Consider the following 25,085-nt stretch of genomic DNA (forward strand, 5'->3'; position numbering starts at 1 on the left):
TTTCACCACAGTGTATACACGAGAGGGCAAATTAACGTATCCGGGCTCACAATTGGCCGCTGGACCTACGGCTCTGTATACAGATGGGCCTTCATTGGTCGACGCCGTCCGTGTGACGCAGCTATGCGGGAGTACTGCATCCGGTCGAGATCCCCACCCGGGTCTTCCGGCCCACCATTGAGCGGCGCAGCTGCGCAGGTACCATGGCGCCTACCACGCCGGATCAAGGAGGATTCAGATGGGCGAGCGCGACACCTATGCAGAGGCCTATGCCCGCAGTATGTCGGATCCCGAGGGCTTCTGGCTGGAGGCTGCGGCCCTGGTGGACTGGGACACCCCTCCGGCACTCGCCCTCGACACTTCCAAGGCGCCCCTCTATGCCTGGTTCCCCGACGGCCGGCTGAACACCAGCGTCAACGCCCTGGACCGGCATGTTGCAGCGGGCCGCGGAGACAACGCAGCCCTCATCTATGACTCCGCGATGCTCGGCACCAGCCGCACCTACTCCTACTGCGAGCTGCTGGCGGAAGTGGAGGCGTTCGCCGGGGTGCTCCGCGGCCTGGGCGTGGCCGCGGGGGACCGGGTAATCATCTACCTGCCGATGATCCCCGAGGCCGTGATCGCCATGCTTGCCACCGCCCGGCTGGGTGCGGTGCACTCGGTGGTGTTCGGCGGCTTCGCGCCCCGTGAACTGGCAGCCCGGATCGACGACGCCGGGCCCAAGGTGATCGTGACGGCCAGCGGGGGACTGGAACCCAAGCGCCGGGTGGAGTACCTGCCCGCCGTGGCCGAAGCGCTGGAGACCGCGGCACACCGGGTGGGCGCCGTCGTCGTCGCCGAACGCGACGGCTTCACCGCCTCCCGGAAGCAGTACGACGGCACCGGCGGGGCGGCCTGGCTGGACTGGACGGCGCTCGCCGCCGCCGCGGCACCCGCCGGACCGGTGAGCGTGGCCGCCACGGATCCGCTGTACATCCTCTACACCTCCGGCACCACCGGCTCACCCAAGGGGGTGGTGCGGGACAACGGCTCCCACGCCGTCGCCATGGCCTGGTCCATGGAAAACATCTACGGAATCGGCCCGCGGCAGGTGATGTGGACCGCGTCGGACGTCGGCTGGGTGGTGGGGCATTCCTACATCGTCTATGCGCCCCTGATCGCCGGGGCAACAACCGTGCTGTACGAAGGAAAGCCGGTGGGCACCCCCGACGCCGGCGCCTTCTGGCGGGTGGCCGCCGACTACGGCGTGGACGTCCTGTTCACCGCCCCGACCGCCCTGCGCGCGATCCGCAAGGCGGACCCCAACGCCGCCGAGCCGGACACTTACGACCTCTCCCGGCTGCGCTACCTCTTCTCAGCCGGCGAGCGCCTGGACCCCGCCACCATGGACTGGGCGGGCACAGCCCTGGAGGTGCCGGTGATCGACCACTGGTGGCAGACCGAAACCGGCTGGGCCATTTGCGCCAACCCCGTGGGGTTGCAGGAGCTGCCGGTGAAGCCGGGCTCGCCCACCGTGCCCGTGCCGGGCTTCGATGTGCGCATCCTGGACGGAAGCGGCACCGAGGTTCCGCCCGGAACCGAGGGCAACATTGCCCTGAAGCTGCCGCTGCCCCCGGGCACCCTCCGGACCCTGTGGGGCAGTGATGACCGCTACCGGGCCGCATACCTGGAAGTCTTCGAGGGGTACTACGCCACGGGTGACTCCGGCTACCGGGACCAGGACGGCTACGTGTACGTGATGGGCCGCACCGATGACGTCATCAACGTGTCCGGGCACCGGCTCTCCACCGGGGCCATGGAGGAGGCCGTAGGCTCCCATCCGGATGTGGCCGAGTGCGCGGTGATCGGCGTCGCGGATCCGGTCAAGGGCCAGCGGCCCTGCGGTTTTGTGGTGCTCAAGTCCGGCTCGGAGATCGACGCCGGCCGGCTGCAGGCGGAGCTGGTGGAGCGGGTGCGCTCGCGGATCGGTGCCGTGGCGGACTTCAAGGACGTGCAGGTGGTGGACGCACTGCCCAAGACCCGCTCCGGGAAGGTGCTGCGCAAGACCATGCGCCAGATCGCCGACGGCGTGCCCCACACGGTGCCCTCCACCATCGAGGACCCGGGAGTCATCGACGCACTGGCGCCGCTGCTGCGGCCCGAAGCCTCAACCCGTTAGCTACCAGCGCCAGCTGTACTCCAGCTCGGGCCGGCCCCGGGTCCCGTAGCGCGGCGAGCGCAGCACCGACTGCTCCTCGGCCAGGTGCTCCAGGTACCGCCGCGCCGTAATCCGGGACATTGCCAGTTCCGCAGAAACCTCGGAGGCCGACAGCGGGGAAGGGGCACGCTTGAGCAGGTCGGCCACCGCTTCCAGGGTTTCCCCGGACATTCCCTTGGGCAGCGGGGTGGCCACGGTGGGGCGCAGCGCCGCAAACGCGCTGTCCACTTCGCTCTGGGTGGTCGACGCCGCCTGCTCGCCCATCCGCCGCCGGTATTCCGCGTAGGTGGTGAGCTTGGTGCTGAACGCCGAGAAGGTAAAGGGCTTGATGAGGTAACCGACAATGCCGCCGGACATCGCGCCGCGGACCACGGCCAGGTCCCGAACCGCGGTAATGGCAATAACGTCCACGGGCAGGCCCGCCCCGCGGATCCGGCGCAGCAGGTCCAGCCCGTGCAGGTCCGGCAAGTTCATGTCCAGCAGTACCAGGTCGATTCCCTGTCCGGCGTCGGATCCGCTGCCCGGCCCGCTGCCCGATCCGCTGCCCGGCCCGCTGCCCGGCCCGCTGCCCGGCCCGCTGCCCGGCCCGCTGCCCGGTGCTGCGTCGACCTTCAGGGCCGTGATGGCTTCGGTGCCGGTGCGGGCAATGCCTGCCAGCCGGAAGCCGGGGATGCGGCGGACATACTCGGCATGCGCCTCGGCGGGGATTTCCTCGTCCTCCACCACCAGGACACCGATCGTCTTGGAATCGGTCATGGCCGTCCCCCAGCGGGTGCGGCCTCAGTGGAGGGGAGGGGAATATCCACCCGGAAGCATGCCCCGTGGCCGGGAAGCACCTGAATGCGACCGCTCAGCCGGTTGACGGCCTGCCGGACCAAGGCCAGGCCGATGCCGCGTCCGGAGGCGGTGCGCCCCTCGGGGAGCTGCTTGGTACTGAACCCCTGTTCGAAGATATGTTCGAGTACGCCGGGGTCGACCCCCGGCCCGTCGTCCTCTACTGCGATCAGAAGCGCACCGTCGTCGCTGCCCAGTGAGAGCGTGACTAAACCTGCGGCGGCGTCGAAGGCGTTGTCCAGCAGGTTGCCGATGATGGTCACCAGTTCCACCGGTTCCACACCGCCGCCGCTGAACCGCCCGCCCGCGGCTGCCACGGTGATTTCGAGGTCGATGCCGCGCTCGCGGGCCTGGGCGGCCTTGCCCATCAGCAGTGCGGTCACCGCCGGTTCCTCCACGCCGGCCAGGACCTCGTCGTTGAGGTGCTGGGACTGTTCAAGGTCCGCGGTGGCAAATCGGAGCGCCTCCTCGCTGCGGCCAAGTTCGATCAGGGAGACGAGGGTGTGTACGCGGTTGGCATGCTCGTGCGCCTGCGCGCTGAGCGCGTCCGCCAAGGTGCGCATGGAGGCGAGCTCGCCGGTAAGGGATTCGACGTCGGTGCAGTCCCGCAGCGTGGTCACGATGCCAAAGCGCCGGCCGTGCGGACCGGGGGAGACGGCGTCGGACTGGTTGACCACCAGGATGCGCTCGCCGGTGAGGTGGACTTCCTCGCGCGCATCCCGGCCGGTGCGCAGCAGGGAGGCCAGCGGGCCGGGCAGGTCCGGGAGCTCTGGGACCTCCGGGCCGGTGCCTCGGGGCGGCAGTCCCAATAGGGCGGCTGCCTCGTCGTTGTAGAGGACCAATTCTCCGCGGTTGTTGTGCAGCAGCAGTCCTTCCCGCACTGAGTGGAGGGCGGAGTCGTAGAAGGTGAACATATGCGCCAGCTCGGCCGGACCCAGTCCGTACGTAGCGCGGCGCAGGTACCGGCTGAGCAGATAGGAGGCCAGCGCTCCCGCAGCGAGCGCAGCGGCATCGATCGCGAACAGCTCCGGCAGCCGTGCGTCGCGCGCAATCCCCACCCGGTCCACGGTGATCCCGGCTGCCACCAGGGCGGTGACATTGCCGGCGTCGTCGCGCACCGGCGTGATGGCGCGGACCGAAGGGCCGAGGGTGCCGGTGTAGGTCTCCGTGAAGCTCTTCCCGGCCAGGGCCTGGTCCACGGAGCCGATGTAGGGTTTGCCGATCTGCTCGGGGTTGCGGTGGGTCAGGCGGGTGCGGTCGGTATCCATGATGGTCACGAAATCGACGCCGACGCCGGCCATCACTTCCTGCGCATAGTCCTGCAGGGCAGAGTCGCCGGACACCGGGCCGTCCGGGAAGGCGCCTGCTGCTGCCCGTACGGTGTCGCTGGCGGCAACCGTTCCGGCCACAGCCAGCATGCGCTCGCCGGTTTCCTCATACGTGTTCTCTTCGGCCTGCTGGTAGAGGCCCCAGGCAATTCCCCCGGAGACGCACAGGATGAATGCCAGCTGGCCCAGGAACAACCGGCCGGCCAGGCTCCATCTGCGCACGTTCCATCCTTCGTTTCGCTGGTGCATTTTCCGGGGGTAGGTACATTGCCGCGAACAGTATGAACACAAGGGTGACTGTGATCACACAACACAAGAAGATGGAAGCCGACCCCACGCACCAAGGAGTACCGCCATGGCAGCTGCCACTAATCCGTACGCCGGTTCACAGAAGAGCCGCCGGCCGGACCGAACCCATTTCCTCTACATTGCCGTCATTGCGGCGGTAGTGCTTGGCGCCGTCATCGGACTGGTGGCTCCTGAGTTCGCCAAGTCCCTGAAGCCGCTCGGCACCGGGTTCATCAACCTGATCAAGATGATGATCGCGCCGGTCATCTTCTGCACCATTGTCCTAGGCATCGGGTCAATCGCCAAAGCAGCCACGGTCGGCAAGGTCGGCGGGCTGGCGCTGGGCTACTTCATCATCATGTCCACCTTCGCCCTGGCCATCGGCCTGGTGGTGGGCAACTTCATCCACCCCGGTGAGGGACTGGACCTGCAGGCCTCCGGTGCGGCAGCGCCGGCCCCCGCTGAGGACGAAGCGGGGATGACGGGGTTCCTGCTGAGCATTGTCCCCACCACCCTGCTGGCTTCCCTTACCGGTGAGAGCATCCTGCAGACCCTGTTCGTGGCCCTGCTGGTCGGCTTTGCCCTGCAGAAGATGGGCCCCGCCGGCGCCCCGGTCCTTAAGGGCATCGGCTACATCCAGGTGCTGGTCTTCCGCATCCTGATGATGATCATGTGGCTGGCCCCGGTGGGCGCCTTCGGTGCCATTGCCGCCGTCGTCGGCGAAACCGGCATCCAGGCCATCGTCAGCATGGCCACCCTGATGATCGCCTTCTACCTCACCTGCATCCTGTTCATCGTGGTGGTGCTGGGCAGCATCCTGAAACTGGTCACCGGCTTCAGCATCTTCAAGCTCATGCGTTACCTGGGCCGGGAATACCTGCTGATCTTCTCCACGTCTTCCTCGGAAGTGGCCCTGCCCCGGCTGATCGCCAAGATGGAGCACCTGGGCGTGTCCAAGCCCGTGGTCGGCGTGACCGTACCCACCGGCTATTCCTTCAACCTGGACGGCACGGCCATCTACCTGACCATGGCCTCCCTGTTCGTGGCCTCGGCCATGGGCAAGCCGCTGGAACTGGGCGAGCAGATCTCCCTGCTGGTCTTTATGATCATCGCCTCCAAGGGTGCAGCCGGCGTCACCGGTGCCGGCCTGGCCACCCTGGCCGGCGGCCTGCAGTCGCACCGGCCCGACCTGATCGACGGCGTCGGCCTGATTGTGGGCATCGACCGCTTTATGTCCGAGGCGCGCGCGCTGACCAACTTCACCGGCAACGCCGTGGCCACCGTGCTGATCGGCACCTGGACCAAGGAAATCGACAAGGGACAGGTCACCGCGGTACTGAACCGCGAACGTCCCTTCGACGAGGCCAGCATGAACGTGGATGCGGGCACCGACGAGCCGCTGCAGACGGCCGAGTCCGCGGAACTGGCCCAGACGGTTCCCGGCCCCGCCGGAAGCACGGCAGCGCCCGGGCCGCGCCACTAGCGCCTCACCACGCAGCGAACGCGCCCTGTCCCGGTTCCCCGGGGCGGGGCGCGTTTTTGCGTCCGGTGCGCTTTGCCTGCCAAAAGCTGCGGGCGGGCATAATGGTGCCCGGCTTTTCCACTTCCGGCACTGGCCGGCACTAAACGAAAGGCGGGCCCCGGTGGGTGCACTAGGTCCTTATCTGCGGCGGGGATCACTGAACTCGTCGGTGCAGCCGGTTCTAACCGCCGACGGACTGGTGCTGCGGCCCTGGATCGAAGACGACGCCGCCGTCCTGGTTGAGGCCTACAAGCAACCGGCGATAGCCCGCTACAACCGCCGCAGCATGGATACCGAAGAAGAAGCGATCGCATGGATCCTCGGCTGGTCCGCCCGCTGGCGGGCCGAGACCGGCGCAAACTGGGCCGTCTGCACCCGTGGCGGGCAGGTGGTGGGGCGTGCGGCGCTGAGCCGGCTGAACCTGTATGAGGGGGAGGGGGAGCTTGGCTACTGGGTGCTGGAAACCGCGCGGAGGCAAGGTGTGGCTTCCCGCTCTGTGGCGGCCCTGCGCAGCTGGAGTTTCGACGTCGGCGGGCTGAAGCGGCTCCAGCTGTCCCACTCCGTGCAAAACGCGGCGTCGTGCAGGGTGGCCGGCAAAACCGGATTCGCCCTGGAGGGAACCAAACGCAGCGCCCTGAGGCACTTAGACGGGTGGCATGACATGCACCTCCACGCCGCCGTGAATCCGCAAGGTTCGAGTTCTACTTGAGCGTCAAGGCTCGCCGGTGTTCCGCGCACTGATTCACGGTAAGCCTGCGGCCCGGCTGTAACCTTGACACAGACAGCCCGCAGGACAGCTAGATACGGAAGCGTGGATTAATACGTGAGCATCGATCAGAGTTCATCGACTCTGCAGGACGCAACCGCAACCGACTCGACCATGGGCCCCACGGGACGTCCCCTGACTGAATTCCCCGAACCTCCCGTCCTCACCTCGCACGGTCCTGCCCGGATCATTGCCATGGTGAACCAGAAGGGCGGGGTCGGCAAGACCACCTCCACCATCAACCTCGGTGCTGCCCTGGCTGAAGCCGGCCGCCGCGTGCTGCTGGTGGACTTTGACCCGCAGGGAGCCCTGTCCGCAGGCCTGGGCGCCAACCCGCACGAGCTGGACCTGACGGTCTACAACGTGCTGATGGACCGCAAGGTGGACATCCGCGAGGCCATCCACGAGACCTCCATCGAGAACATCCACCTGCTGCCGGCCAACATCGACCTCTCCGCTGCCGAAGTCCAGCTGGTGAACGAGGTAGCCCGCGAGCAGGTGCTCGAACGCGCGCTGCGCCGGGTCTCGGACGACTACGACGTCATCCTCATCGACTGCCAGCCCTCCCTGGGCCTGCTGACGGTCAACGCGCTGACCGCCGCGCACGGCGTGATCATCCCGCTGATCTGCGAATTCTTCGCACTGCGCGCCGTAGCGCTGCTGGTGGAGACCATCGAGAAGGTGCAGGACCGGCTCAACCCCGGCCTACAGGTGGACGGCGTGCTGGCCACCATGTACGACGCCCGCACACTGCACAGCCGTGAAGTCATTTCCCGCCTGGTGGAAGCCTTCGGCGACAAGGTCTTCGAAACGGTCATCAAGCGGACCATCAAGTTCGCCGACGCCACCGTGGCCGCCGAGCCGATCACCACCTACGCCGGGAACCACCCCGGGGCCGACTCCTACCGGCGCCTGGCCAAGGAACTGATTGCCCGCGGCGGCGCGCCCTAAGCCGGCGCGCGGCGCGGCGGCTGCCAAAGCGGGCGCAGCAAAGGCCGCCGAGGTCTCCGATGCCCCGGAACGCGGCGGCTTCGAAGTACGGCTGGCAAACTTCACCGGACCCTTCGACGTCCTGCTGGGACTGATCTCCAAGCACGAACTGGACATCACCGAGATTGCCCTGGCGGCCGTCACCGACGAGTTCCTGGGCTACATCCGCGAGCTCTTCGGAACCGGGCCGGAAGTGGCACTGGACGAGGCCAGCGAATTCCTGGTTATTGCCGCCACCCTCCTGGACCTAAAGGCCGCACGCCTGCTGCCGGCAGGCGACGTCGAAGACGAAGAGGACGTGGCGCTGCTGGAAGCCCGCGACCTGCTCTTTGCACGCCTGCTGCAGTACAAGGCGTTTAAGGAGATGGCCTCCCGGATGGGGGAGCGGCTTCAGGAGGAGGCCCGGCGCTTCCCGCGGCAGGTCTCCCTGGACCCGCACTTTGCCGCCATGCTCCCGGAATTAATCTGGCGCACCACGCCCCGGCAGTTCGCCGACCTGGCCGAGCGTGCCCTGCAGCCCCGGGACGAACAACCGCCCACTGTGGGCCTGGAGCACCTGCACGCCCCCAAGACGAGCGTCCGGGAGCAGGGCGGCATCATTGCCGGCCGGCTGTTCGCCGAAGGCGCCGCCACATTCGCTGCGCTGGTGTCCGACGCCGACGGTCCGGTGGCGGTGGCGCGTTTCCTGGCGCTGCTGGAAATGTTCCGGGACGGCACAGTGAGTTTCGAACAGCAGGCACCTCTGGGTGAGCTGCGCATCACCTGGACCGGCGGCGACCCCTCGGCCCGGGACATAACGGACGAATATGACGGCCCAGGACCGGGCGCCGCCGCAGATACAGAAGGAGCGCAGGCATGACGACTGCCAACCAGGACACGTGGCGTGTCAACGGTGCCGGGCCCGAAACCGGCATCCCGGACATCGCCGGCATGCCCGGCGGAGTCAAGGCCGCAGTCGAAGCGGTGCTGATGGTTGTGGACGAACCCGCCGCGCCGGCGGAGCTGGCCGCAGTGATCGGAGTTCCCGAGCCTGAGGTGCTCGCGGCCCTGACGGAACTGCAGCGTGAGTATGACGGCTATACTGGGGATGGACCCGAGGGCGCACCGCGTGGTTTTGAACTCCGCGACGTAGCAGGCGGATGGCGGATTTTTTCCCGCGCTGACTTTGCGCCCGTTGTGTCGAAGTTTGTACTGGAAGGCCAGAGTGCACGGCTGTCGCAGGCCGCACTGGAAACATTGGCGGTGATTGCCTATCGGCAGCCCGTCTCCCGGGCCCGGGTCTCAGCGATCCGGGGAGTAAACGTCGATTCGGTGGTCCGCACGCTGGTTCAGCGTGGATTGATCGTCGACGCCGGCACCGAAGCTATTACGGGTTCGCTGCTGTACCGGACAACGCCGTACTTTTTGGAACGGCTTGGCTTGGGGAGCCTCGACGAACTTCCGCAGATTGCACCGCACCTGCCCGGGCTGGAAAACCTGGCCGAATTTGAAGACACTACTTACTAACCGCTAGACCCCAAAGGACTTACTCATGACCCCAGCACCCCGTTCCGGATCCGGCCGCAACACCCCCCGCGGCGGCGGACGCAGTGCCGGTGGCCCCGCCGGCGGCAAGACCTTCGGCGGCAAGGGCGGCGGCCGCGGCTCGAAGCCCGGCTCCTCCCGTACCGGCGGACCCCGCTCCGGCTCCGGCCTGAAGCCCGGCGAAGACCGCGCCAACGGCTACCGCCCCGCCCCCGAGGTCCGTCCGGAGAAGTTCAAGTCAGACGCCGTGAAGGCCTTCGGCGACAGTTCCGCCAAGTCCGCCCCCCGCACGGGTGCGCCCAAGTCCGGCGGCGCCCGCCCCGGTGCCGGCAAAACCGGTGCCGGAAAGTTCGGCGGCCCGCAGGCCGGCCAGCGCAAGAGCGGGGACCGTGCCTTCCGCAACGAACGCTTCGGCCAGAACCTGGGACCGGTCCGCCGTTCCACCACCCGCCGCCCTGCCGCGCCGGTCATCTCCGAGCACCACAACCCCGAGGGCGTCCGCCTGCAGAAGGTCATGGCCAGTGCCGGCGTCGCCTCCCGCCGCGTGTGCGAGGAAATGATCGCCGAAGGCCGCGTGGAGGTTGACGGCGAGGTTGTCACCGAGCTCGGTGTCCGCGTTGACCCGGCCACCGTTGCCATCCACGTTGACGGCATGCGCCTGCAGCTGGACGAAACCCAGAAGTACTACGTGTTCAACAAGCCGCGCGGCGTTATCTCCACCATGGAGGACCCCGAAGGCCGTCCGTGCATCAGCGACTACCTCAAGCCCTCCAGCAAGCACGAACGCCTGTTCCACGTGGGACGCCTCGACAACGAGACTGAGGGCCTGCTGCTGCTGACCAACGACGGCGAGCTGACCAACCGGCTCACCCACCCCTCCTTCGAAGTGCCCAAGACCTACCTGGTCCAGGTCCGCGGACCCATGGGCCAGGGCGTCGGCGCGCAGCTGCGCGAGGGCATTGAGCTGGAAGACGGCTTCCAGAAGGTCGACTCCTTCAAGCTGGTGGACTCCACCCCCGGGCACATCCTGGTGGAGGTCGTCCTGCACTCAGGCCGCAACCGTATTGTCCGCCGCCTGTTCGACGCCGTCGGGCACCCGGTGGAGCGCCTGGTCCGCACCAAGATCGGCCCGATCAGCCTGGGTGACCAGCGCCAGGGCAGCATCCGCGTCCTCGGCCGCACCGAGGTGGGACACCTCCTCGCTTCCGTAGGACTGTAGGCCATGGCCGCTGCCGCTGACGGGGGCACCCACCTGTCCGGATCCGTGCTGATCACCGGCACGGGACTGCTGGGCACCAGCATCGGCCTCGGGCTCTCCGCCCGCGGCGTGGATGTGGTGCTCTCGGACATCTCTCCCTCCACAGAGGCGGTGGCCCGCGACATCGGCGCCGGCCGGCTGCTCGGTACCGTGGGCGAAGGCTTTGCGCCTTCGCTGGTGGTGGTTGCCGCACCGCCGGACGTCACCGCGTCCCTCGCGGCGGCCGCGCTCAAGGACTGGCCGGACGCCGTCGTCGTCGACATTGCCAGCGTCAAGTCGGCAGTGCTGGCGGACCTGCGCGGCTACGACGCCGACCTGTCCCGGTACGTGGGCACACACCCGATGGCGGGCCGGGAGAAATCCGGGCCGGTTGCTGCGCGTGCGGAGCTGTTCAACGGCATGCCGTGGGTGATTTGTGCGCCGGTGGAAGCGGCCCCGGAAGCTGTGCGCCGCGCGGAGGCCCTGGCATATGACCTGGGTGCCGTGGTGGCCCGGATGTCCGCGGAGGAGCACGACGCGTCGGTGGCCCTGACCTCTCATCTGCCGCAGGTCATGGCCTCCCTGGTGGCCAGCCGGCTGCAGGAAACCCCGCCGCAGTCCCTGGCCCTGGCCGGGAACGGGTTGCGGGACGTCACCCGGATAGCGGCCAGCGACCCGCGGCTGTGGGTGCAGATCCTCAGCGGCAATGCGGACCGGCTGGTGCCCATCCTGCACGGGGTCCGCGAGGACCTGAACCGGCTGATCCGGACCTTGGAGGATCCGGTGGCGGACGGTGCCCGGCTGGACATGGCCCAGCTGATTGCCGAGGGAAACGTGGGCCAGGCCCGCATTCCCGGCAAGCACGGCGGCCCGGCCCAGTCCTTTGTGTCCTTCACCGTCCTGGTGGATGACACGCCCGGGCAGATCGCCCGGCTGCTCACCGAAATCGGTGAGATCGGCGTGAACCTGGAAGACCTGCGCCTGGAGCATGCCTCCGGACGCCAGGTGGGCCGGGCGGAGATTTCCGTCCTGCCCGGCCGGATGAATGACCTTGTTTCTGAATTAAGCGCCCGCGGGTGGAAGGTAGTGCAGTGAGTTCCAAGATTGATCCGGCCCAGTTCCGGCAGGGCAAGCCGCTGGTGGTGGCCATTGACGGGCCGTCCGGTTCCGGCAAGTCCAGCATCAGCCGCGAGGTGGCCCGCCGGCTGCACGCTGCCTACCTCGACACCGGCGCCATGTACCGCGCCGTGACCCTCTCCTGCATGGAAGCCGGAATCGACCTGACCGATTCGGTGGCCGTGGAAGCGGCTGCCGAAAGCGCCGACATTGCCCTGAGCGTTTCTCCGAACGAGGAATGGGTCCGGGTCAGCGGCCGGGACGTCACCGACGCCATCCGGGAACCCTCTGTCTCCTCTTCGGTCAGCGCCGTGGCAACGACGCTTGGCGCCCGGGCCGAACTGGTCCGCCGGCAGCAGCAGCTGATCCGGGATTCGGGGCTGCGGATTGTGGCCGAAGGCCGCGACATCACCACGGTGGTGGCGCCGCACGCCGAGGTCCGCATCCTGCTCACGGCCAGCGAAGAAGCCCGTCTGCGCCGCCGCGGCATCCAGCTCGGCGGAACGCAGAGCGCCGCCGCCCTGAAGGAACAGGTGCTGGTCCGCGACGCCAAGGACTCCACGGTGGTGGAATTCCAGCAGGCCGCCGACGGCGTCGTCACCATCGATTCCTCCGACCTGGACTTCGAAGAGACCGTTGCCGCGGTGCTCGACGTCGTCTACGCCAGCACCCACTAACCACCCCCGCCGGGGTTCCGGCACCGAACACGGGCACCTGCCCGTGTTTCAATGGGAGGAGGGCCGGCGCGGCAATGCCGCGCGGATCCTCCCGCACACTTACCGGGCTGAACGTCCGGCGACGGCCTGTACGCGCAGTGCTGCAGACCTCAACGGAAAGAAAGCAATTCTATGAACGGAAAACCTCTCAACGACGACACCGCCGGTGATTGGGCCTCCGCGGAGGAGTACATCCCCGCAGGAACCGACTCGGTCAACGAGCGCCTCGCAGCCATCGACGACGACGAGGCCGAGGTTCGCGCCCGCTCCCTCCGCGCCGGTCTTGACGACTATGAGCTCGACGAAGAAGACGCTGCCCTGCTGGACGGCGGCTTTGACGAATTCGACGAAGACGCACCCCTCCGCCAGGATCCCGTGGTGGCCATTGTGGGCCGCCCGAACGTCGGCAAGTCCACCTTGGTGAACCGCATCCTGGGCCGCCGCGAAGCGGTTGTCGAGGATACCCCCGGCGTCACCCGCGACCGGGTGTCCTACCCGGCTACCTGGAACGGCGTGAACTTCACCCTTGTGGACACCGGCGGCTGGGAACACGACGCCCGCGGCATCCACGCCCGCGTGGCCGACCAGGCCGAGATCGCCGTCGACCACGCCGACGCCGTCATGCTGGTGGTTGATGCCACCGTAGGCATCACCGCCACGGATGAAGCCGTGGTGCGGATGCTGCGCGGCAAGGGCAAGCCCGTCGTCGTCGTCGCCAACAAGGTGGACGACATCCAGAACGAAGCCGACGCCTCGTCCCTCTGGGGCCTGGGCTTCGGCGAGCCGTACCCGGTTTCGGCCCTGCATGGCCGCGGCACCGGCGACATGCTGGACGCCGTCCTGGACGTGCTGCCGGAGTACTCCGCCTACGGCGGACTGGACCGCTCCGGCGGTCCGCGCCGCATCGCCCTGATCGGCCGCCCGAACGTGGGCAAGTCCTCACTGCTGAACAAGCTGGCCGGATCCGAGCGCGTGGTTGTTGACGACCTCGCCGGCACCACCCGCGACCCGGTGGACGAAATGGTTGAACTGGGCGGCCGTACCTGGCGCTTCGTGGATACCGCAGGCATCCGCCGCCGCCAGCACATGGCCCAGGGTGCGGATTTCTATGCTTCGCTGCGTACCCAGGCCGCGCTGGAAAAGGCCGAGGTCGCCGTCGTGCTGCTGGCTGTGGACGAGGTCCTCAGCGAGCAGGATGTTCGCATCCTGCAGCTGGCGATCGAATCCGGCCGCGCACTGGTCCTCGCCTTCAACAAGTGGGACCTGCTCGACGACGACCGCCGCCGCTACCTCAAGACCGAAATCGAGCGCGACCTCGCCCACGTGGAGTGGGCCCCGCACGTGAACATCTCGGCCAAGACCGGCTGGCACAAGGACAAGCTGGTGCCCGCCCTGGACACCGCCCTGGAAAACTGGGACAAGCGCATCCCGACCGGCAAGCTCAACGCCTTCCTGGGCGAGCTTGTGGCCGCGCACCCGCACCCGGTCCGCGGCGGCAAGCAGCCCCGCATCCTCTTCGGCACGCAGGCGTCCTCCCGCCCGCCGAAGTTCGTACTGTTCACCACCGGCTTCCTGGACCCGGGCTACCGCCGGTTCATCACCCGCCGGCTGCGCGAAACCTTCGGCTTCGAAGGAACGCCGATTGAGGTTTCCATGCGGGTGCGCGAGAAGCGCGGCAAGAACAGCAAGCGCTAAACCGTCAGTTCCGGCGTCTTGTGCCCCGGTCCGGCTTCCCTTCTGGGCGAGCGGGGCCGGGGTTTCGCGTTCTGCGGGACACCTCGCCGCGTTGGAGGCGGCGCGGAACCGCTCCCGGGCCGTCTCCTGTACAGCTGACGCTGCCTTCGGGACCTCCGGACAGCAGGAGCTGTACAGTAGGCGGATTTCCCGGCCGCCGGGCTGCCGCAGAGGGATTTGTTCGGGAGGGTACGTGCCGATTCGGGACTTTTGCCAACTATGATGTAGAGTATTCGAGTTGGTTCGGCCGGAAATAAACCGGCCGGGTAACGGGTTGTGGCGCAGCTTGGTAGCGCACTTGACTGGGGGTCAAGGGGTCGCAGGTTCAAATCCTGTCAACCCGACAGATAGCCTGATGAAACGCAAGTTTCGTCAGGCTTTTGTCGTTAACAAGCCCATATGCACCGACTCAGGGCTGCGGCCCCAGCGCCGCCAGGTCATCGGCCACCGCGGTCATCCGGCCGCGAAACTGGTGCCCGCCCGTCGCATGGCCGCGGACCCGGGCGTGTGGCAGCCGGGCAGCGTGGCGCCCGAGGTGGCCGAAGGGCACGACGTCGTCGTCCCGGCAGTGGTGCAGCCAGACCGGCAGGCCCGCCGGCAGTTCTGCTTCGGGCGGCAGGGCGTACTCCGCCTGCCAGCCCTCTGCGCCCCAGAACGGCATGGCCAGGAGGGCGAGTCCCAGCGGAGGGTCGCCCGGCCCGCTGCCCGGCCGGCTGCCCGAGAAGTGCTGCAGGGCCATGGACGCTCCAAATGAATGGCCTACGATCACCAGTTCCGGCCCGAGGGCCGCCCGTTGCCGTTCGATTTCGCTGCGCCAGGCCGCTGCGGACATGTCCTCGTCCGGAAAGCGGGGCGCCGACACAGGTACTCCCAGTAGTTCGTACAGTGCCTCGGCCATCGGCTGGTCATCTTCCCAGCCGCCGGCACCATGGATAAAGAGGATTTCCATATGGTGCTCCATTCCCGTACCGCTATTTTCCAACGAAAGCAGCGGATATGGTACGGGTCCCGGGCAGGACCGGGACGCGGGGCATTTGGAACAGGCATGAGAACGGACAAGGGATGCGGAGCAGGCAAACTGCAGCGGCTGTGGCAGTGCTGACTCTGGCCGGGGTTACGGCCTGTTCAGGAACGGACGGAACCGGACAGCGAACGCCGCTCCCGGCAACGCCGGCACCGGCCACGGTTATGTCTGGAGCTGCCGCCCCGGACACCATCACCACCGGCCTCGACACCCCGTGGTCCATCGTGTTCTTTGAAGGCGTCCCGCTCGTCAGCGAACGCGACTCCGGCCGGATCCTGGAGCTCGACGGCGAGGGCACCAGCCGCGAAGTTGGAACCGTCGCCGATGCAGCAGGCAGGGGAGAGGGCGGTTTGCTGGGGATTGCTGTACGGGACGGGTTCCTCTACGCCTACCTGACCGCTGGGGAAGAGAACCGGATTGAACGGCGGGAACTGGTCGGAACAGCCGGATCGCTGCAGCTGGGGCCGCCGGATACGGTACTGGACGGGATTCCCGCCGGTCCGGTCCACAACGGAGGACGCATCGCCTTCGGCCCGGACGGCATGCTCTACGCCACCACGGGCGACGCCGGAAACCGCGCCAGCGCGCAGGACCTGGAATCCGTCTCGGGCAAGATCCTGCGGATGACGCCCGAGGGCGCCGCGCCCGGGGACAATCCCTTCCCCGGCTCGCTCGTGTACAGCTACGGGCACCGCAATCCGCAGGGAATTGCCTGGGACGCCAATGGTGTCCTCTACGCGACCGAATTCGGGCAGGACACCTGGGATGAGCTGAACGTGATTGTTCCCGGCCAAAACTACGGCTGGCCTGAAGCAGAGGGCATCACCGGGGAAGCCGGTTTCACTGACCCGGTGCAGCAGTGGACGCCGGACGATGCGAGCCCCAGCGGGATGGCGGTGTCCAACGGGTACGCCTACATCGCGAACCTGAGGGGCCAGCGCATGCGGCGGGTTCCGCTCAGCGACCCCGGCAGCTCCGCGGAGTACTTCGCCGGAGAGTACGGCCGGCTGCGCGACGTCGTGAATGCACCGGACGGCAGCCTGTGGGTGCTCACCAACAACACTGACGGCCGCGGAAGCCCAGGCCCAGACGATGACCGCGTCCTCCGGCTGGAGCCGGAAGGGTGACGGCGGCTAAACGATCTGGTTGATCCGGATCAGGTTTCCGGTCGGATCCCGGAACGCGCAGTCGCGCACACCGTAGTCCTGATCGATGGGTTCCTGGACGACGTCGGCCCCGGCCGCTTCCAGCCGCGCGAACAACCCGTCGAGGTCATCGGTGGCCAGCGTCACGGACGAATACACACCCTTGGCGATGAGGTCCAGGATGGTCTGCCGCTCGGCGTCGGTAATCCCCGGATCGATAGCCGGCGGCTGCAGCACGATGGAAGTCTCCGGCTGGTCCACGGGGCCAACGGTGATCCACCGCATGTCCTCGTAGCCGACGTCGTTGCGCACCTCTAAGCCGAGGACATCGCGGTAAAAGCCCAGAGCGGCTTCGGCGTTGGTCTGTGGAAGGAAGGTGTAATGAATGTTGAGGTTCATGCTCGAAACGCTACGCGCGGGCGCCAGCGTGCGCTTCTTGATTCCTGACCGGTCTGGTCACCTGCTTCGCCTGGCACGGTGGAATGCCCGCCGCGTCCGGAGCATGGCTGCGCCGGTAGGTGCTGGGCGGCACCCCCACCAGTTCGGTGAAGCGGGTGCTGAAGGTGCCCAGCGAGGAGAAACCCACCGCAAAGCAGATCTCCGTCACGCTGAGGTCCCCGCGCCTCAATAAGGTCATGGCGCGCTCAATCCGCCGGGTCATCAGGTAGGAATACGGCGACTCGCCATAGATGCGGCGGAACTCACGGCTGAGGTGTCCCGCGGACAGATACACCCCGCGCGCCAGCTCCTCCACATTCAGGGGCCGGGCATACTCCCGGTCGATCCGGTCCCGAACGCGGCGGATCAGCGTGATGTTCTCCAGTCGCCGCGACCGGGTGCCTGCCGAAGCTGCACCTGCCGAAGCTGCACCTGCCGACCCCGTGCTTGCCGAACCCGTGTCCTCCGAATCCATACGCCTATTTTTGCGCACCGCCGGACCAGTGTCCCGGTTGCCCACCGCTTAATCCGGGCTCATGCCGCAGCTAAGGTTCAGCACGGCGCCGTTCATGGCCTCGGCCCCGCCATCGGCCAGGAAAACCGCCGCGCGGGCGACGTCGTCGAGCGTCGGCAGGGTTTTACTGCTGGTCAGGGATTCCAGAAAGGTCCGGAATTCGCTCACCGGCATCGGCAGATCGGGTGTGTCGCCCAGTGTTTCGGCGATCCGCTGCGGCCGAAGGCAAACAGTGCGTACACCTGAGGGGCCCAGCTCGGCCGCCAGTGTACGCGTCAGGGCCTCGACGGCGGCGCAGGCCGCGGCGAATCCGCCCACGCCCGCCAGCGACATCCGGGCGGGCGAGGCGGAGAGGGTCAGGATGGTCCCCGCCTGCTGCCGGACCATGTGCCGGGCCGCTGCCCGCGCGGTCAGGAACTGTGTCCGCGGCCAGGCCGTGAGCGGGTCCAGGAGGTCGGCCAGCGGCATCTCCAGCAGTGGGATTCCCTGCACCAGCGGGATTCCGACGGCGTTGATCACGACGTCGATCCGTCCGGCTGAGGAGATTACCTCCCTGGTGAAGTCCTCCACCGCCAGAGGATCGGCGGCATCCAGCACGTGCGTCGACACCGGCTCGGCGGTGAGGTCCCGAAGCTCCGCGGCGGCTCGGGACAGGTGCTCGTCCGTCCTGCCCGCCAGGAAGAGCCGGGCGCCCCGGGCGGCGAAGGCCGAAGCCACCGCGCTGCCGATGGCGCCCGCGGCTCCGTAGACAACTGCAACTGATCCTTGAACCGGCATGTTTTCTCCTTCGGTCAGCTCTATCCCGCAACCTTGCAGGCCGGGAACACCAGTGTCACCCGTGGCCGCGCTATTGCCCCGGCGGAGGTTAAGGGGCAGCGCGCTTCCGGTGCCGCCGCCGGCGCATTATCCTGTCACCGGAAACCGGCGGACCGCTGCTGGAAGGCCTGCTGCAGGTGCTGGTCGTAGAGGGCTTGGACGGAGTCCATGAGCAGCTGGTACACGGGGCATAGATGTCGTCACGCCTCCGGAAACCGAACCCTGGGGCGAGCGGTTTGCGCAGTATCGGGATCCGAACGGTCTGATAGTCCAACTCGTTGAGTGGGTGGAGGGACATGAGTGACAACATCCCAACGGAGCTCGCACGGGAGGAGCTTGTCCGTCTGGAACGGCGGCTGGCCCTGGAAGGTGCACCGGCATATGAGGACCTGCTGCACCGGGACGCCCTGGTCATCGTCCCCGGTGCCGTGCTCAACAAGGGGGAATGCGTTGCAGCCATTGAAGCCTCCGCTCCCTGGGCCCGGATCGATATCGACCCGTTCTGGTACTTCGGTACGGCCGACACAGCAAGCATCGCGTACAGGTTCACGGGCAGCCGGGGAGCGGACGAGTACCGGGCCGTGATGCTGTCCAGCTACCTTCTCGACGCGGGTTGGCCTCAGTTGATCCATCATCAGCAGACAGTAGAGGCGCCATAGCTGCCCGCTTTCTTTGGATCCGGGTCCCGAAGCATCCATTACCACCGTTTCGGTTGCAGGGTGAAAGGCGGGATGGAAGCCTCGGTGCATGCAAAATTTGAAGCTCCGTAAGGCCCTGGTCCTACCTTCCGTCTGCAGCCTGGCGGCAGGGCTTGCAGTGGCAGGAACGCTGTTCACGGCTCCCGCGGCCGCGGCACTGGCGCCGGTCAATCCTGTCCGGATCAACGACGCCGCCCCGGCAAACTCAGGATTCCTCGTTTTTGTGGAAGGAAATACGGCCATCAATGCAGATGAATCGGAAGGTTCCATCGCAACTGGAGGGAACCTGAGCTTCAGCACCTCCTACAACATCGCCATTTCGGAAGTACTCCAGACACCCACTGCACCCGGTGATCCGGCTCCGGTGTCGCTTTGGGTCGGGGGAGGAATCGCCTGGCCGGACAACGGGTCAATCGTCAGCGTGAACCAGGGCACCACGAAGGTCGGGGACACGAGCACCTACACGGCGTACGACGTGGACCCGAACGGCGCTCAAGTGAATTACCGGTTGACCGAGTTCGGTCAGCCGTACACGTCCACGCCCCAGATCAATGGCACGGTCCGCCAGACTCCCGCATCCGTCGCCGCGACCGAGGGCATTGTCGACATTCCCGGCGCTTTCACCCAATACCGGGCGCTCACCCAGGAGATGGGGGCCTGCACCGAGACCTTGGCACTGCGCAACGCCAACGGCGATCCGTTGCCCCGTCCGGTGGCTGCCGGGACCAACGCCTACATCACCCTCGTGGAAGGCCAGACCAACGTCCTGAACCTCACGGCCGAGGAACTGGACGCCCTGGACGTCCTTACCTTCACCAACCAGCCCACCGCGGCCACACCATTGCTGGTCAATGTCTCTGGGACCTCGTTCAACGGAACCACCCCGAACCTTGCCGGCATAGGCCGGGACCAAGCACCGTATATCATGTGGAACTTCCCTTTCGCCACCAGTGTTACCGCCACGGGAGGGGCCGCCCTGCAGGGAACGTTGTATGCACCGAACGCGGACGTCGCTTGGCTCACCACCCAGAACATTGAAGGAAACATTATCGCGGGCTCGCTCACCCACGGGGCTTTGAACGAGCGGGAGACAGGACCGCGCGAGATCCACAGTGAGGCGTTCGCCACCACGTTGAGCTGCGCAGATCCGACACCTACTCCCACTCCGACTCCGACGCCGACTCCCACTCCGACGCCGACTCCCACTCCGGAGCCCACGCCCACCCCCACGACGTGCCCGCCGACCCCAACTCCCACCCCAACGCCCACCCCAACGCCCACTCCCACCCCAACGCCCACTCCCACACCGACGATCACGCCGACCCCGACAATCACGCCTACTCCGGAACCGACCACTACTCGGGCCTGTCTGCCAGCCGCCAACCCGCTACCGGCCCAGACTGTGCGGCCCCAGCTACCCAACACTGGTACCGGGCCTGCGGCTCTGCGCTGGCTTTCCGCAGCGCTCGTGCTGGCAGGAGGCACGGGAATCTATCTTGCCCGGGGCCGTGGATCGCGCGAATAGCCGGGAACGCACGCCAGGCACGGATCGGTGCAGGCACTACCTATGTGGCGGGTGGGGTCAGCGTGAAACTCATGCGGACTTCTGCATTTACTGTTGTCGAGCGGAAACCAAGGTGCAAGCCTCTGGCCTATGCACACTAAACGTCACTCAAGAGCCCTAATTGTCACTACTATGTGCAGCCTCGCGACAGGGTTCGCCCTGACAGGCTCCCTGGCCACCGCCCCGTCCGCCGCCGCGCTTGAACCGGCGTCCTCGGCCCAGGTCAGCAATGCCGTTTCGTTGGAAAACGGCATACTTATGTCCCTCACCGACCCCACACCCACGTGTTCCCCCTCGCTGGTGCCCACCCCTACAGAGCCGGCACCAACGCCAACCGATCCGGATCCCGTGCCCACGTCAAGCGTCCCGGAGACTACGCCTACAGTCCCGGCGCCGATCCCGACACCCACGGAGCCTGCGCCCAGCCCGACGACGACCGAGCCTAGCCCGCCGATGACTACCTCGGAGCCGAGCCCGCCGATGACTACCTCGGAGCCGAGCCCGCCGATGACGGACCCCGAGCCGAGTTCGACGGCAACTGACCCCTCCTTGACCGTAACGGGCTTGACGGTTGACAGGGTCCTGGCCGTCACGCCTCCGTGCATGGGTGCTGTGGATTCATCGCAGCCCGAACGGGCAGGCTTGGCCAACACCGGAACAACCGGTACGTCGCTCAGCCTGCTGGCCGCAGGCGGAATGCTGACAGCCGGTGCGGCCGGGCTTTACTTCGTTCGCCGACGCGGAGTTCGGGAGTAGAACGCTCTGCCGGTCCATCCTTCCCATAGCAAAGGTCCCTGCCGGCCCCCGTACTTGACGGGGCGCCGGCAGGGCGCCGGCCAGTTGGAACCGCCCCGCGTTGCGCAGGGCGAGAGGGGGGGCATGGCCGGTCCGGCGACACAGTGCTCCGCCGCAGCGCCTCATCCGACCGCTCAGACGGAGGTGGAAGGGACCCGGCGCGACAGCATGTTTCGACGCCCCTGAACAACCAGTGCCGTTGGAGGCCGGCAGCGGGTAGGCTAATACAGCAGGTAAGGCAGAAACAGTCATCGGAACCGGGTCAGCCAGGACAACTGGCTGATCAGTTTTCTTTTTGGGGAGGAAATTGCACATGGCGGGCGAGCAGTACAGCGCCGAACGAACGGGCGACCGACGGGAACCCAGCTCGGAAGACACCACATCCATCAGTCTTCCGCCAATCTCAGACTCCACCACGGTGGAGCCTAAGCTCACCCCGGACGAGCGCGCCGCGGTCGCGGCCCTTCCGGCGGGCTCCGCCCTGCTGATTGCCCACACCGGCCCCAACGCAGGTGCGCGTTTCCTGCTGGACCAGGACGTCACCACTGCAGGACGGCACCCCAACGCGGACGTTTTCCTGGACGACGTGACGGTGTCCCGCAAGCATGTGGAGTTCCGGCGCACTGCGGAAGGATTCCGGGTAGTGGATGCCATGAGCCTGAACGGCACCTATGTCAACAACGACCGCGTGGACAGCGTGCTGCTGCGCACCGGCAGCGAAGTGCAGATCGGCAAGTTCCGCCTGACTTTCTATGCTGCCCGGCCCGCATCTGCAGGAAACCAGGCGCCGGCACAGGCGTAGGGCAGATAAGGTAGTAGTCATGTCAGCATCTCAGTCCGTCAGGCGCAGCACCGGACCCGAACGGCTGCGCGGCAGGGTGCTGAACATCGGTGAAGTACTCGGCGAGCTCAGCGGGGATTTCCCCGCCATCAGCGCGTCCAAGATCCGTTTCCTGGAGGAAAAGGGTCTGGTGACGCCGCAGCGTACGGCGGCCGGCTACCGGAAATACAGCACCGCCGACGTCGAGCGCCTCCGCTTCGTGCTTGCCCTCCAGCGAGACCAGTACCTGCCCCTGAAGGTCATCAAGGATTACCTTGATGCGATCGACCGGGGTGAACGGCCCGAATCCCTCCCCGGCGGGATGTCCTTGGCACCGCGAGTTGTTTCCGACCAGCTGGCCGGAGAGCTGTCGGCCCGAACACACGCGCGGACACTGACGTTTGACGAACTGGTGCAGGAATCCGGAGCCAGCGCCGACCTGGTGCGGAGTTTGGCCAGCTACGGCCTGATCGGGCCGGCCGATGAGAACTACGACGAGCACGCGCTGAAAGTGGCCAAGGCGTGCGCCCAGCTTGAAGCCCATGGCATCGAGCCGCGGCACCTGCGCCCTTTCCGTGCCGCAGCGGATCGTGAACTGGGCCTGGTGGAACGTGTGGTTGCTCCGGTTGCGTCCCGGCGCGACGTTGCGTCCAAAGCCAGAGCTGCCGAAACCGCACGGGAAATCAGCGACCTGTGCCTGAGCCTGCACAGTGCGCTGGTCCACGGCCAGATCGCGCGGATGGAGTCCTGAGCATGCAGGAAGTCGAAGTTGTGGGTGTCCGGATTGAACTGCCGTCCAACCAACCGCTGGTCCTGCTCAAGGAAATAAACGGGGAACGCCACCTGCCCATCTGGATCGGGGCGCCCGAGGCCAGCGCAATCGCTTTTGTGCAGCAGGGCATTGTCCCGCCGCGCCCCATGACCCATGACCTGCTGGTGAACCTCATCCACGCGCTCAAGCGCGAGGTCAGCCTCGTCCGGCTGATCTCGGTGGAGGACACCGTCTTCCACGCCGAGATCGTCTTCGAGGACGGCACAGCGGTCAATTCACGTGCCTCTGACGCCATCGCAGTGGCCCTGCGCATCCCCTGCCCTATTTACTGCGCCGACCAGGTCCTTGACGAGGCAGGCGTCCGCATTGCCGACGCTGACGACGACGGCGAGGAAGAGCAGGACAACGCCGAGCAGGAAATGCGGCAGTTCCGCGAGTTCCTGGCCGACGTCGAGCCTGAAGACTTCGAGCGCTAGACGCTTTTCCGGTCCCCGGGTCCGACACGCTGCGGAAAGTTCCGCCGCCTCTTTGACCTTGGTGCCCGTCAGTTCTAACGTCGAAGACATAGAGTTCCCATTGCACCGGGGGAGTTCTCGGGGGACACTGAGAAAGCCCCGACAGCTCCGGCCAGTGCCGACCCCCAGGGGAACCGTTACTAGGAGGCACAAGTGAGTCCGAAAGGCGATGCCGGCCAGCATGCCGCAGCACCGGGGAGCATCCCTTCCCAGAGTGCGCAGGGCTTGCTGTTCACGGAGGACCTGCCTGTGCTGGATGAAGACGCCGGCTACCGCGGTCCCACGGCCTGCAAGGCCGCCGGAATCACCTACCGCCAGCTGGATTACTGGGCCCGGACCGGGCTCGTTGAACCTGCCGTACGCGGTGCGGCCGGCTCCGGTACCCAGCGGCTGTACAGTTTCCGCGACATCCTGGTCCTGAAAGTCGTCAAGCGCCTTTTGGACACCGGGGTATCGCTCCAACAGATCCGTACCGCGGTGGAGCACCTGCGGGAGCGCGGCGTGGAGGATCTGGCGCAGATCACCCTGATGAGCGACGGCGCCAGTGTGTACGAATGCACCTCCGCAGACGAGGTCATTGACCTGGTGCAGGGCGGACAGGGTGTCTTCGGAATCGCAGTCGGCCGCGTGTGGCGAGAGGTTGAAGGCAGCCTGGCCCAGCTCCCGAGCGAACACGTCAATGACTTTCCCGGCGACGAGCTGAGCCAGCGCCGGATCGCCCGCAAAATCAGCTAGTCTCCTGCCGGCAGCGCCGGCAATAACGCTATGACAAATGCAGGAAGGCCACCCCGCGGGGTGGCCTTCCTGCATTTGTACGGTGAATCCTCAGCGGATGCTCAGATGCTGTCTTGGTTTACGCGACCGGGCGCCGCATCACGCGGTTGCGCACACTGCCCGTGTCCATGAGGTTCTTCAGCAACGCATCAAAGGTTCCGGAGGCCTGCTTGGCGGATTCGCCGGGCCAGTGGTGGACGGAATGCGCTGCACCCTGAATCTGCTGCCAGTTGGCCTGCTCGGCAATGGTGGGGCTAAGCAGCAGATCGCCGAACATCTGCTTCATTTCAGCCAGCCGGAAAACATGCTCATTGGAACTGGGACGGACCCGGTTGGCAATGATCCCCGCCGGAGCGAGGTTGGGAGCGAACTCCTCCCGGAACAGTTCAAGGGCACGCATGGTCCGCTCGGTTCCGGCAACGGAAAACAGGCCGGGTTCGGCAACCAGCAGCACCCGGTTGCTGGCGGTCCATGCCATGCGGGTCAGCCCGTTCAGGGATGGCGGGCAGTCGATGAGGACCAGCCCGTAGCCGGTGACCCGGGAGAGCAGGTTGGTCAGGCGGCGGAGATCCCGCTTGCCCAGATCCGGGCGGTCGTAGATACCCGAATAAGCCGAGCCCATGGCAACGTCCAGCACGGGGCGCTTGCCGGTGTCCTTGGCCAGGCGGCGGGCGTTCTCCACCCAGCCGCTGGGCACCACGTTGTCGCTGAACTGGACCCGGCGGGGACTGCGAAGCATCTCGCCGATGCCCAGCTGGTTTCCCGCACTGACGCCCAGGCCCGTGGTTGCATCAGCGTGCGGGTCCAGGTCCACGACCAGGGTCGGAATGCCCGCGGCCAGCGCGGCGGATGCCAGACCCAGAGTGACGGAGGTCTTGCCGACGCCGCCCTTCAGGCTGCTGATGCTCACTACTTGCACTTGTTGAACCAAAACCTAACGTGTCTAGGAATCACTGGA

Annotated in this window: 25 protein-coding genes and 1 tRNA gene; 18 read left to right on the forward strand and 8 right to left on the reverse strand. The window is 66.8% G+C overall.

Annotation, left to right across the window (positions count from 1 at the left end):
* Positions 1-238 precede the first annotated feature (238 nt).
* Positions 239-2,158 carry an AMP-binding protein gene (locus QNN98_RS06610; protein WP_283996593.1) on the forward strand — a complete coding sequence of 640 codons (1,920 nt, stop codon included), beginning with the start codon at positions 239-241 and terminating at the stop codon, positions 2,156-2,158.
* Here the strand turns inward: QNN98_RS06610 and QNN98_RS06615 are convergent, their stop codons facing one another.
* Complete coding sequence (locus QNN98_RS06615; protein WP_283996594.1) at positions 2,159-2,953, reverse strand: response regulator transcription factor; 795 nt, start codon at positions 2,951-2,953, stop codon at positions 2,159-2,161.
* The gene (locus tag QNN98_RS06620) at positions 2,950-4,581 is read right to left on the reverse strand and encodes a sensor histidine kinase (protein ID WP_283996595.1); all 1,632 of its coding nucleotides are present in this window, start codon (positions 4,579-4,581) and stop codon (positions 2,950-2,952) included. The genes QNN98_RS06615 and QNN98_RS06620 overlap by 4 nt, the downstream gene beginning before the upstream one ends.
* Positions 4,582-4,714: 133 nt before the next feature.
* Here QNN98_RS06620 and QNN98_RS06625 point away from each other — a divergent pair, with 133 nt between their 5' ends.
* From QNN98_RS06625 to QNN98_RS06670, 10 genes are all read left to right on the forward strand, one after another.
* A complete protein-coding gene (locus tag QNN98_RS06625) occupies positions 4,715-6,130 on the forward strand; it encodes a cation:dicarboxylate symporter family transporter (protein WP_229959645.1) in 1,416 nt (471 codons plus the stop codon).
* A gap of 160 nt (positions 6,131-6,290) precedes the next feature.
* On the forward strand, positions 6,291-6,878 hold the full coding sequence (locus tag QNN98_RS06630; RefSeq protein ID WP_283996596.1) for a GNAT family N-acetyltransferase: 588 nt from the start codon (positions 6,291-6,293) through the stop codon (positions 6,876-6,878).
* A 114-nt stretch (positions 6,879-6,992) separates the two neighbouring features.
* Positions 6,993-7,886 (forward strand): ParA family protein, encoded by an 894-nt coding sequence (locus QNN98_RS06635; protein ID WP_227910806.1) that lies wholly within the window; start codon positions 6,993-6,995, stop codon positions 7,884-7,886.
* On the forward strand, positions 7,864-8,784 hold the full coding sequence (locus QNN98_RS06640) for a segregation and condensation protein A (protein ID WP_502864623.1): 921 nt from the start codon (positions 7,864-7,866) through the stop codon (positions 8,782-8,784). Before QNN98_RS06635 ends, QNN98_RS06640 begins: the two co-directional genes overlap by 23 nt.
* Positions 8,781-9,431 (forward strand): SMC-Scp complex subunit ScpB, encoded by a 651-nt coding sequence (gene scpB / locus QNN98_RS06645; protein ID WP_442860324.1) that lies wholly within the window; start codon positions 8,781-8,783, stop codon positions 9,429-9,431. The genes QNN98_RS06640 and scpB overlap by 4 nt, the downstream gene beginning before the upstream one ends.
* 25 nt (positions 9,432-9,456) lie before the next feature.
* Entirely contained in the window at positions 9,457-10,668 is a 1,212-nt protein-coding gene (locus QNN98_RS06650) for a pseudouridine synthase (RefSeq protein WP_227910807.1), read from the forward strand.
* A 3-nt stretch (positions 10,669-10,671) separates the two neighbouring features.
* On the forward strand, positions 10,672-11,781 hold the full coding sequence (locus tag QNN98_RS06655; RefSeq protein ID WP_283996597.1) for a prephenate dehydrogenase: 1,110 nt from the start codon (positions 10,672-10,674) through the stop codon (positions 11,779-11,781).
* On the forward strand, positions 11,778-12,479 hold the full coding sequence (cmk, locus tag QNN98_RS06660; protein WP_227910809.1) for a (d)CMP kinase: 702 nt from the start codon (positions 11,778-11,780) through the stop codon (positions 12,477-12,479). The genes QNN98_RS06655 and cmk overlap by 4 nt, the downstream gene beginning before the upstream one ends.
* Before the next feature lie 171 nt (positions 12,480-12,650).
* Positions 12,651-14,213, forward strand: a complete 1,563-nt coding sequence (gene der, locus QNN98_RS06665) for a ribosome biogenesis GTPase Der (protein WP_227910810.1) — start codon at positions 12,651-12,653, stop codon at positions 14,211-14,213.
* Positions 14,214-14,522: 309 nt separating this feature from the next.
* A tRNA-Pro gene (locus QNN98_RS06670) sits at positions 14,523-14,596 on the forward strand.
* A gap of 65 nt (positions 14,597-14,661) precedes the next feature.
* On the opposite strand, the gene QNN98_RS06675 is transcribed toward QNN98_RS06670, so the two are convergent.
* A complete protein-coding gene (locus QNN98_RS06675; RefSeq protein WP_283996598.1) occupies positions 14,662-15,201 on the reverse strand; it encodes an alpha/beta fold hydrolase in 540 nt (179 codons plus the stop codon).
* A 239-nt stretch (positions 15,202-15,440) separates the two neighbouring features.
* Here QNN98_RS06675 and QNN98_RS06680 point away from each other — a divergent pair, with 239 nt between their 5' ends.
* Positions 15,441-16,403, forward strand: coding sequence for a PQQ-dependent sugar dehydrogenase (locus QNN98_RS06680; RefSeq protein WP_349643214.1), 963 nt, complete (start codon positions 15,441-15,443; stop codon positions 16,401-16,403).
* Positions 16,404-16,409: 6 nt separating this feature from the next.
* Here QNN98_RS06680 and QNN98_RS06685 read toward each other — a convergent pair whose 3' ends face one another.
* The 3 genes from QNN98_RS06685 to QNN98_RS06695 are packed head-to-tail and all read right to left on the reverse strand — an operon-like array spanning position 16,410 to position 18,150.
* Positions 16,410-16,820: a VOC family protein gene (locus QNN98_RS06685; protein WP_283996600.1), complete on the reverse strand. Its 411-nt coding sequence runs from the start codon at positions 16,818-16,820 to the stop codon at positions 16,410-16,412.
* Positions 16,821-16,830: 10 nt separating this feature from the next.
* Positions 16,831-17,334: a helix-turn-helix transcriptional regulator gene (locus QNN98_RS06690; RefSeq protein WP_283996601.1), complete on the reverse strand. Its 504-nt coding sequence runs from the start codon at positions 17,332-17,334 to the stop codon at positions 16,831-16,833.
* A gap of 48 nt (positions 17,335-17,382) precedes the next feature.
* A complete protein-coding gene (locus tag QNN98_RS06695) occupies positions 17,383-18,150 on the reverse strand; it encodes an SDR family NAD(P)-dependent oxidoreductase (protein WP_283996602.1) in 768 nt (255 codons plus the stop codon).
* Positions 18,151-18,485: 335 nt separating this feature from the next.
* Between QNN98_RS06695 and QNN98_RS06700 the strand changes: the two genes are divergently transcribed.
* Positions 18,486-18,848, forward strand: coding sequence for a hypothetical protein (locus tag QNN98_RS06700; RefSeq protein ID WP_283996603.1), 363 nt, complete (start codon positions 18,486-18,488; stop codon positions 18,846-18,848).
* 88 nt (positions 18,849-18,936) lie between these two features.
* On the forward strand, positions 18,937-20,412 hold the full coding sequence (locus QNN98_RS06705; protein ID WP_283996604.1) for a collagen-binding domain-containing protein: 1,476 nt from the start codon (positions 18,937-18,939) through the stop codon (positions 20,410-20,412).
* A gap of 143 nt (positions 20,413-20,555) precedes the next feature.
* Here QNN98_RS06705 and QNN98_RS06710 read toward each other — a convergent pair whose 3' ends face one another.
* Complete coding sequence (locus tag QNN98_RS06710) at positions 20,556-21,044, reverse strand: hypothetical protein (protein ID WP_283996605.1); 489 nt, start codon at positions 21,042-21,044, stop codon at positions 20,556-20,558.
* A gap of 515 nt (positions 21,045-21,559) precedes the next feature.
* On the opposite strand from QNN98_RS06710, the gene QNN98_RS06715 reads away from it, so the two are divergent.
* The 4 genes from QNN98_RS06715 (at position 21,560) to QNN98_RS06730 (ending at position 24,088) form a co-directional block, all read left to right on the forward strand.
* Positions 21,560-22,048, forward strand: coding sequence for an FHA domain-containing protein (locus tag QNN98_RS06715; RefSeq protein WP_227910820.1), 489 nt, complete (start codon positions 21,560-21,562; stop codon positions 22,046-22,048).
* 19 nt (positions 22,049-22,067) lie between these two features.
* The gene (gene ftsR, locus QNN98_RS06720; RefSeq protein WP_283996606.1) at positions 22,068-22,817 is read left to right on the forward strand and encodes a transcriptional regulator FtsR; all 750 of its coding nucleotides are present in this window, start codon (positions 22,068-22,070) and stop codon (positions 22,815-22,817) included.
* A gap of 2 nt (positions 22,818-22,819) precedes the next feature.
* Positions 22,820-23,314 carry a bifunctional nuclease family protein gene (locus QNN98_RS06725; RefSeq protein WP_227910822.1) on the forward strand — a complete coding sequence of 165 codons (495 nt, stop codon included), beginning with the start codon at positions 22,820-22,822 and terminating at the stop codon, positions 23,312-23,314.
* Between the two features lie 192 nt (positions 23,315-23,506).
* Complete coding sequence (locus QNN98_RS06730) at positions 23,507-24,088, forward strand: MerR family transcriptional regulator (protein WP_283996607.1); 582 nt, start codon at positions 23,507-23,509, stop codon at positions 24,086-24,088.
* Positions 24,089-24,206: 118 nt separating this feature from the next.
* On the opposite strand, the gene QNN98_RS06735 is transcribed toward QNN98_RS06730, so the two are convergent.
* Complete coding sequence (locus tag QNN98_RS06735; protein ID WP_227910823.1) at positions 24,207-25,046, reverse strand: ParA family protein; 840 nt, start codon at positions 25,044-25,046, stop codon at positions 24,207-24,209.
* Positions 25,047-25,085: the final 39 nt, after the last annotated feature.

The sequence above is a fragment of the Arthrobacter sp. zg-Y1143 genome (assembly GCF_030125565.1).
In the GTDB taxonomy this organism is placed as follows: Bacteria; Actinomycetota; Actinomycetes; order Actinomycetales; family Micrococcaceae; genus Arthrobacter_B.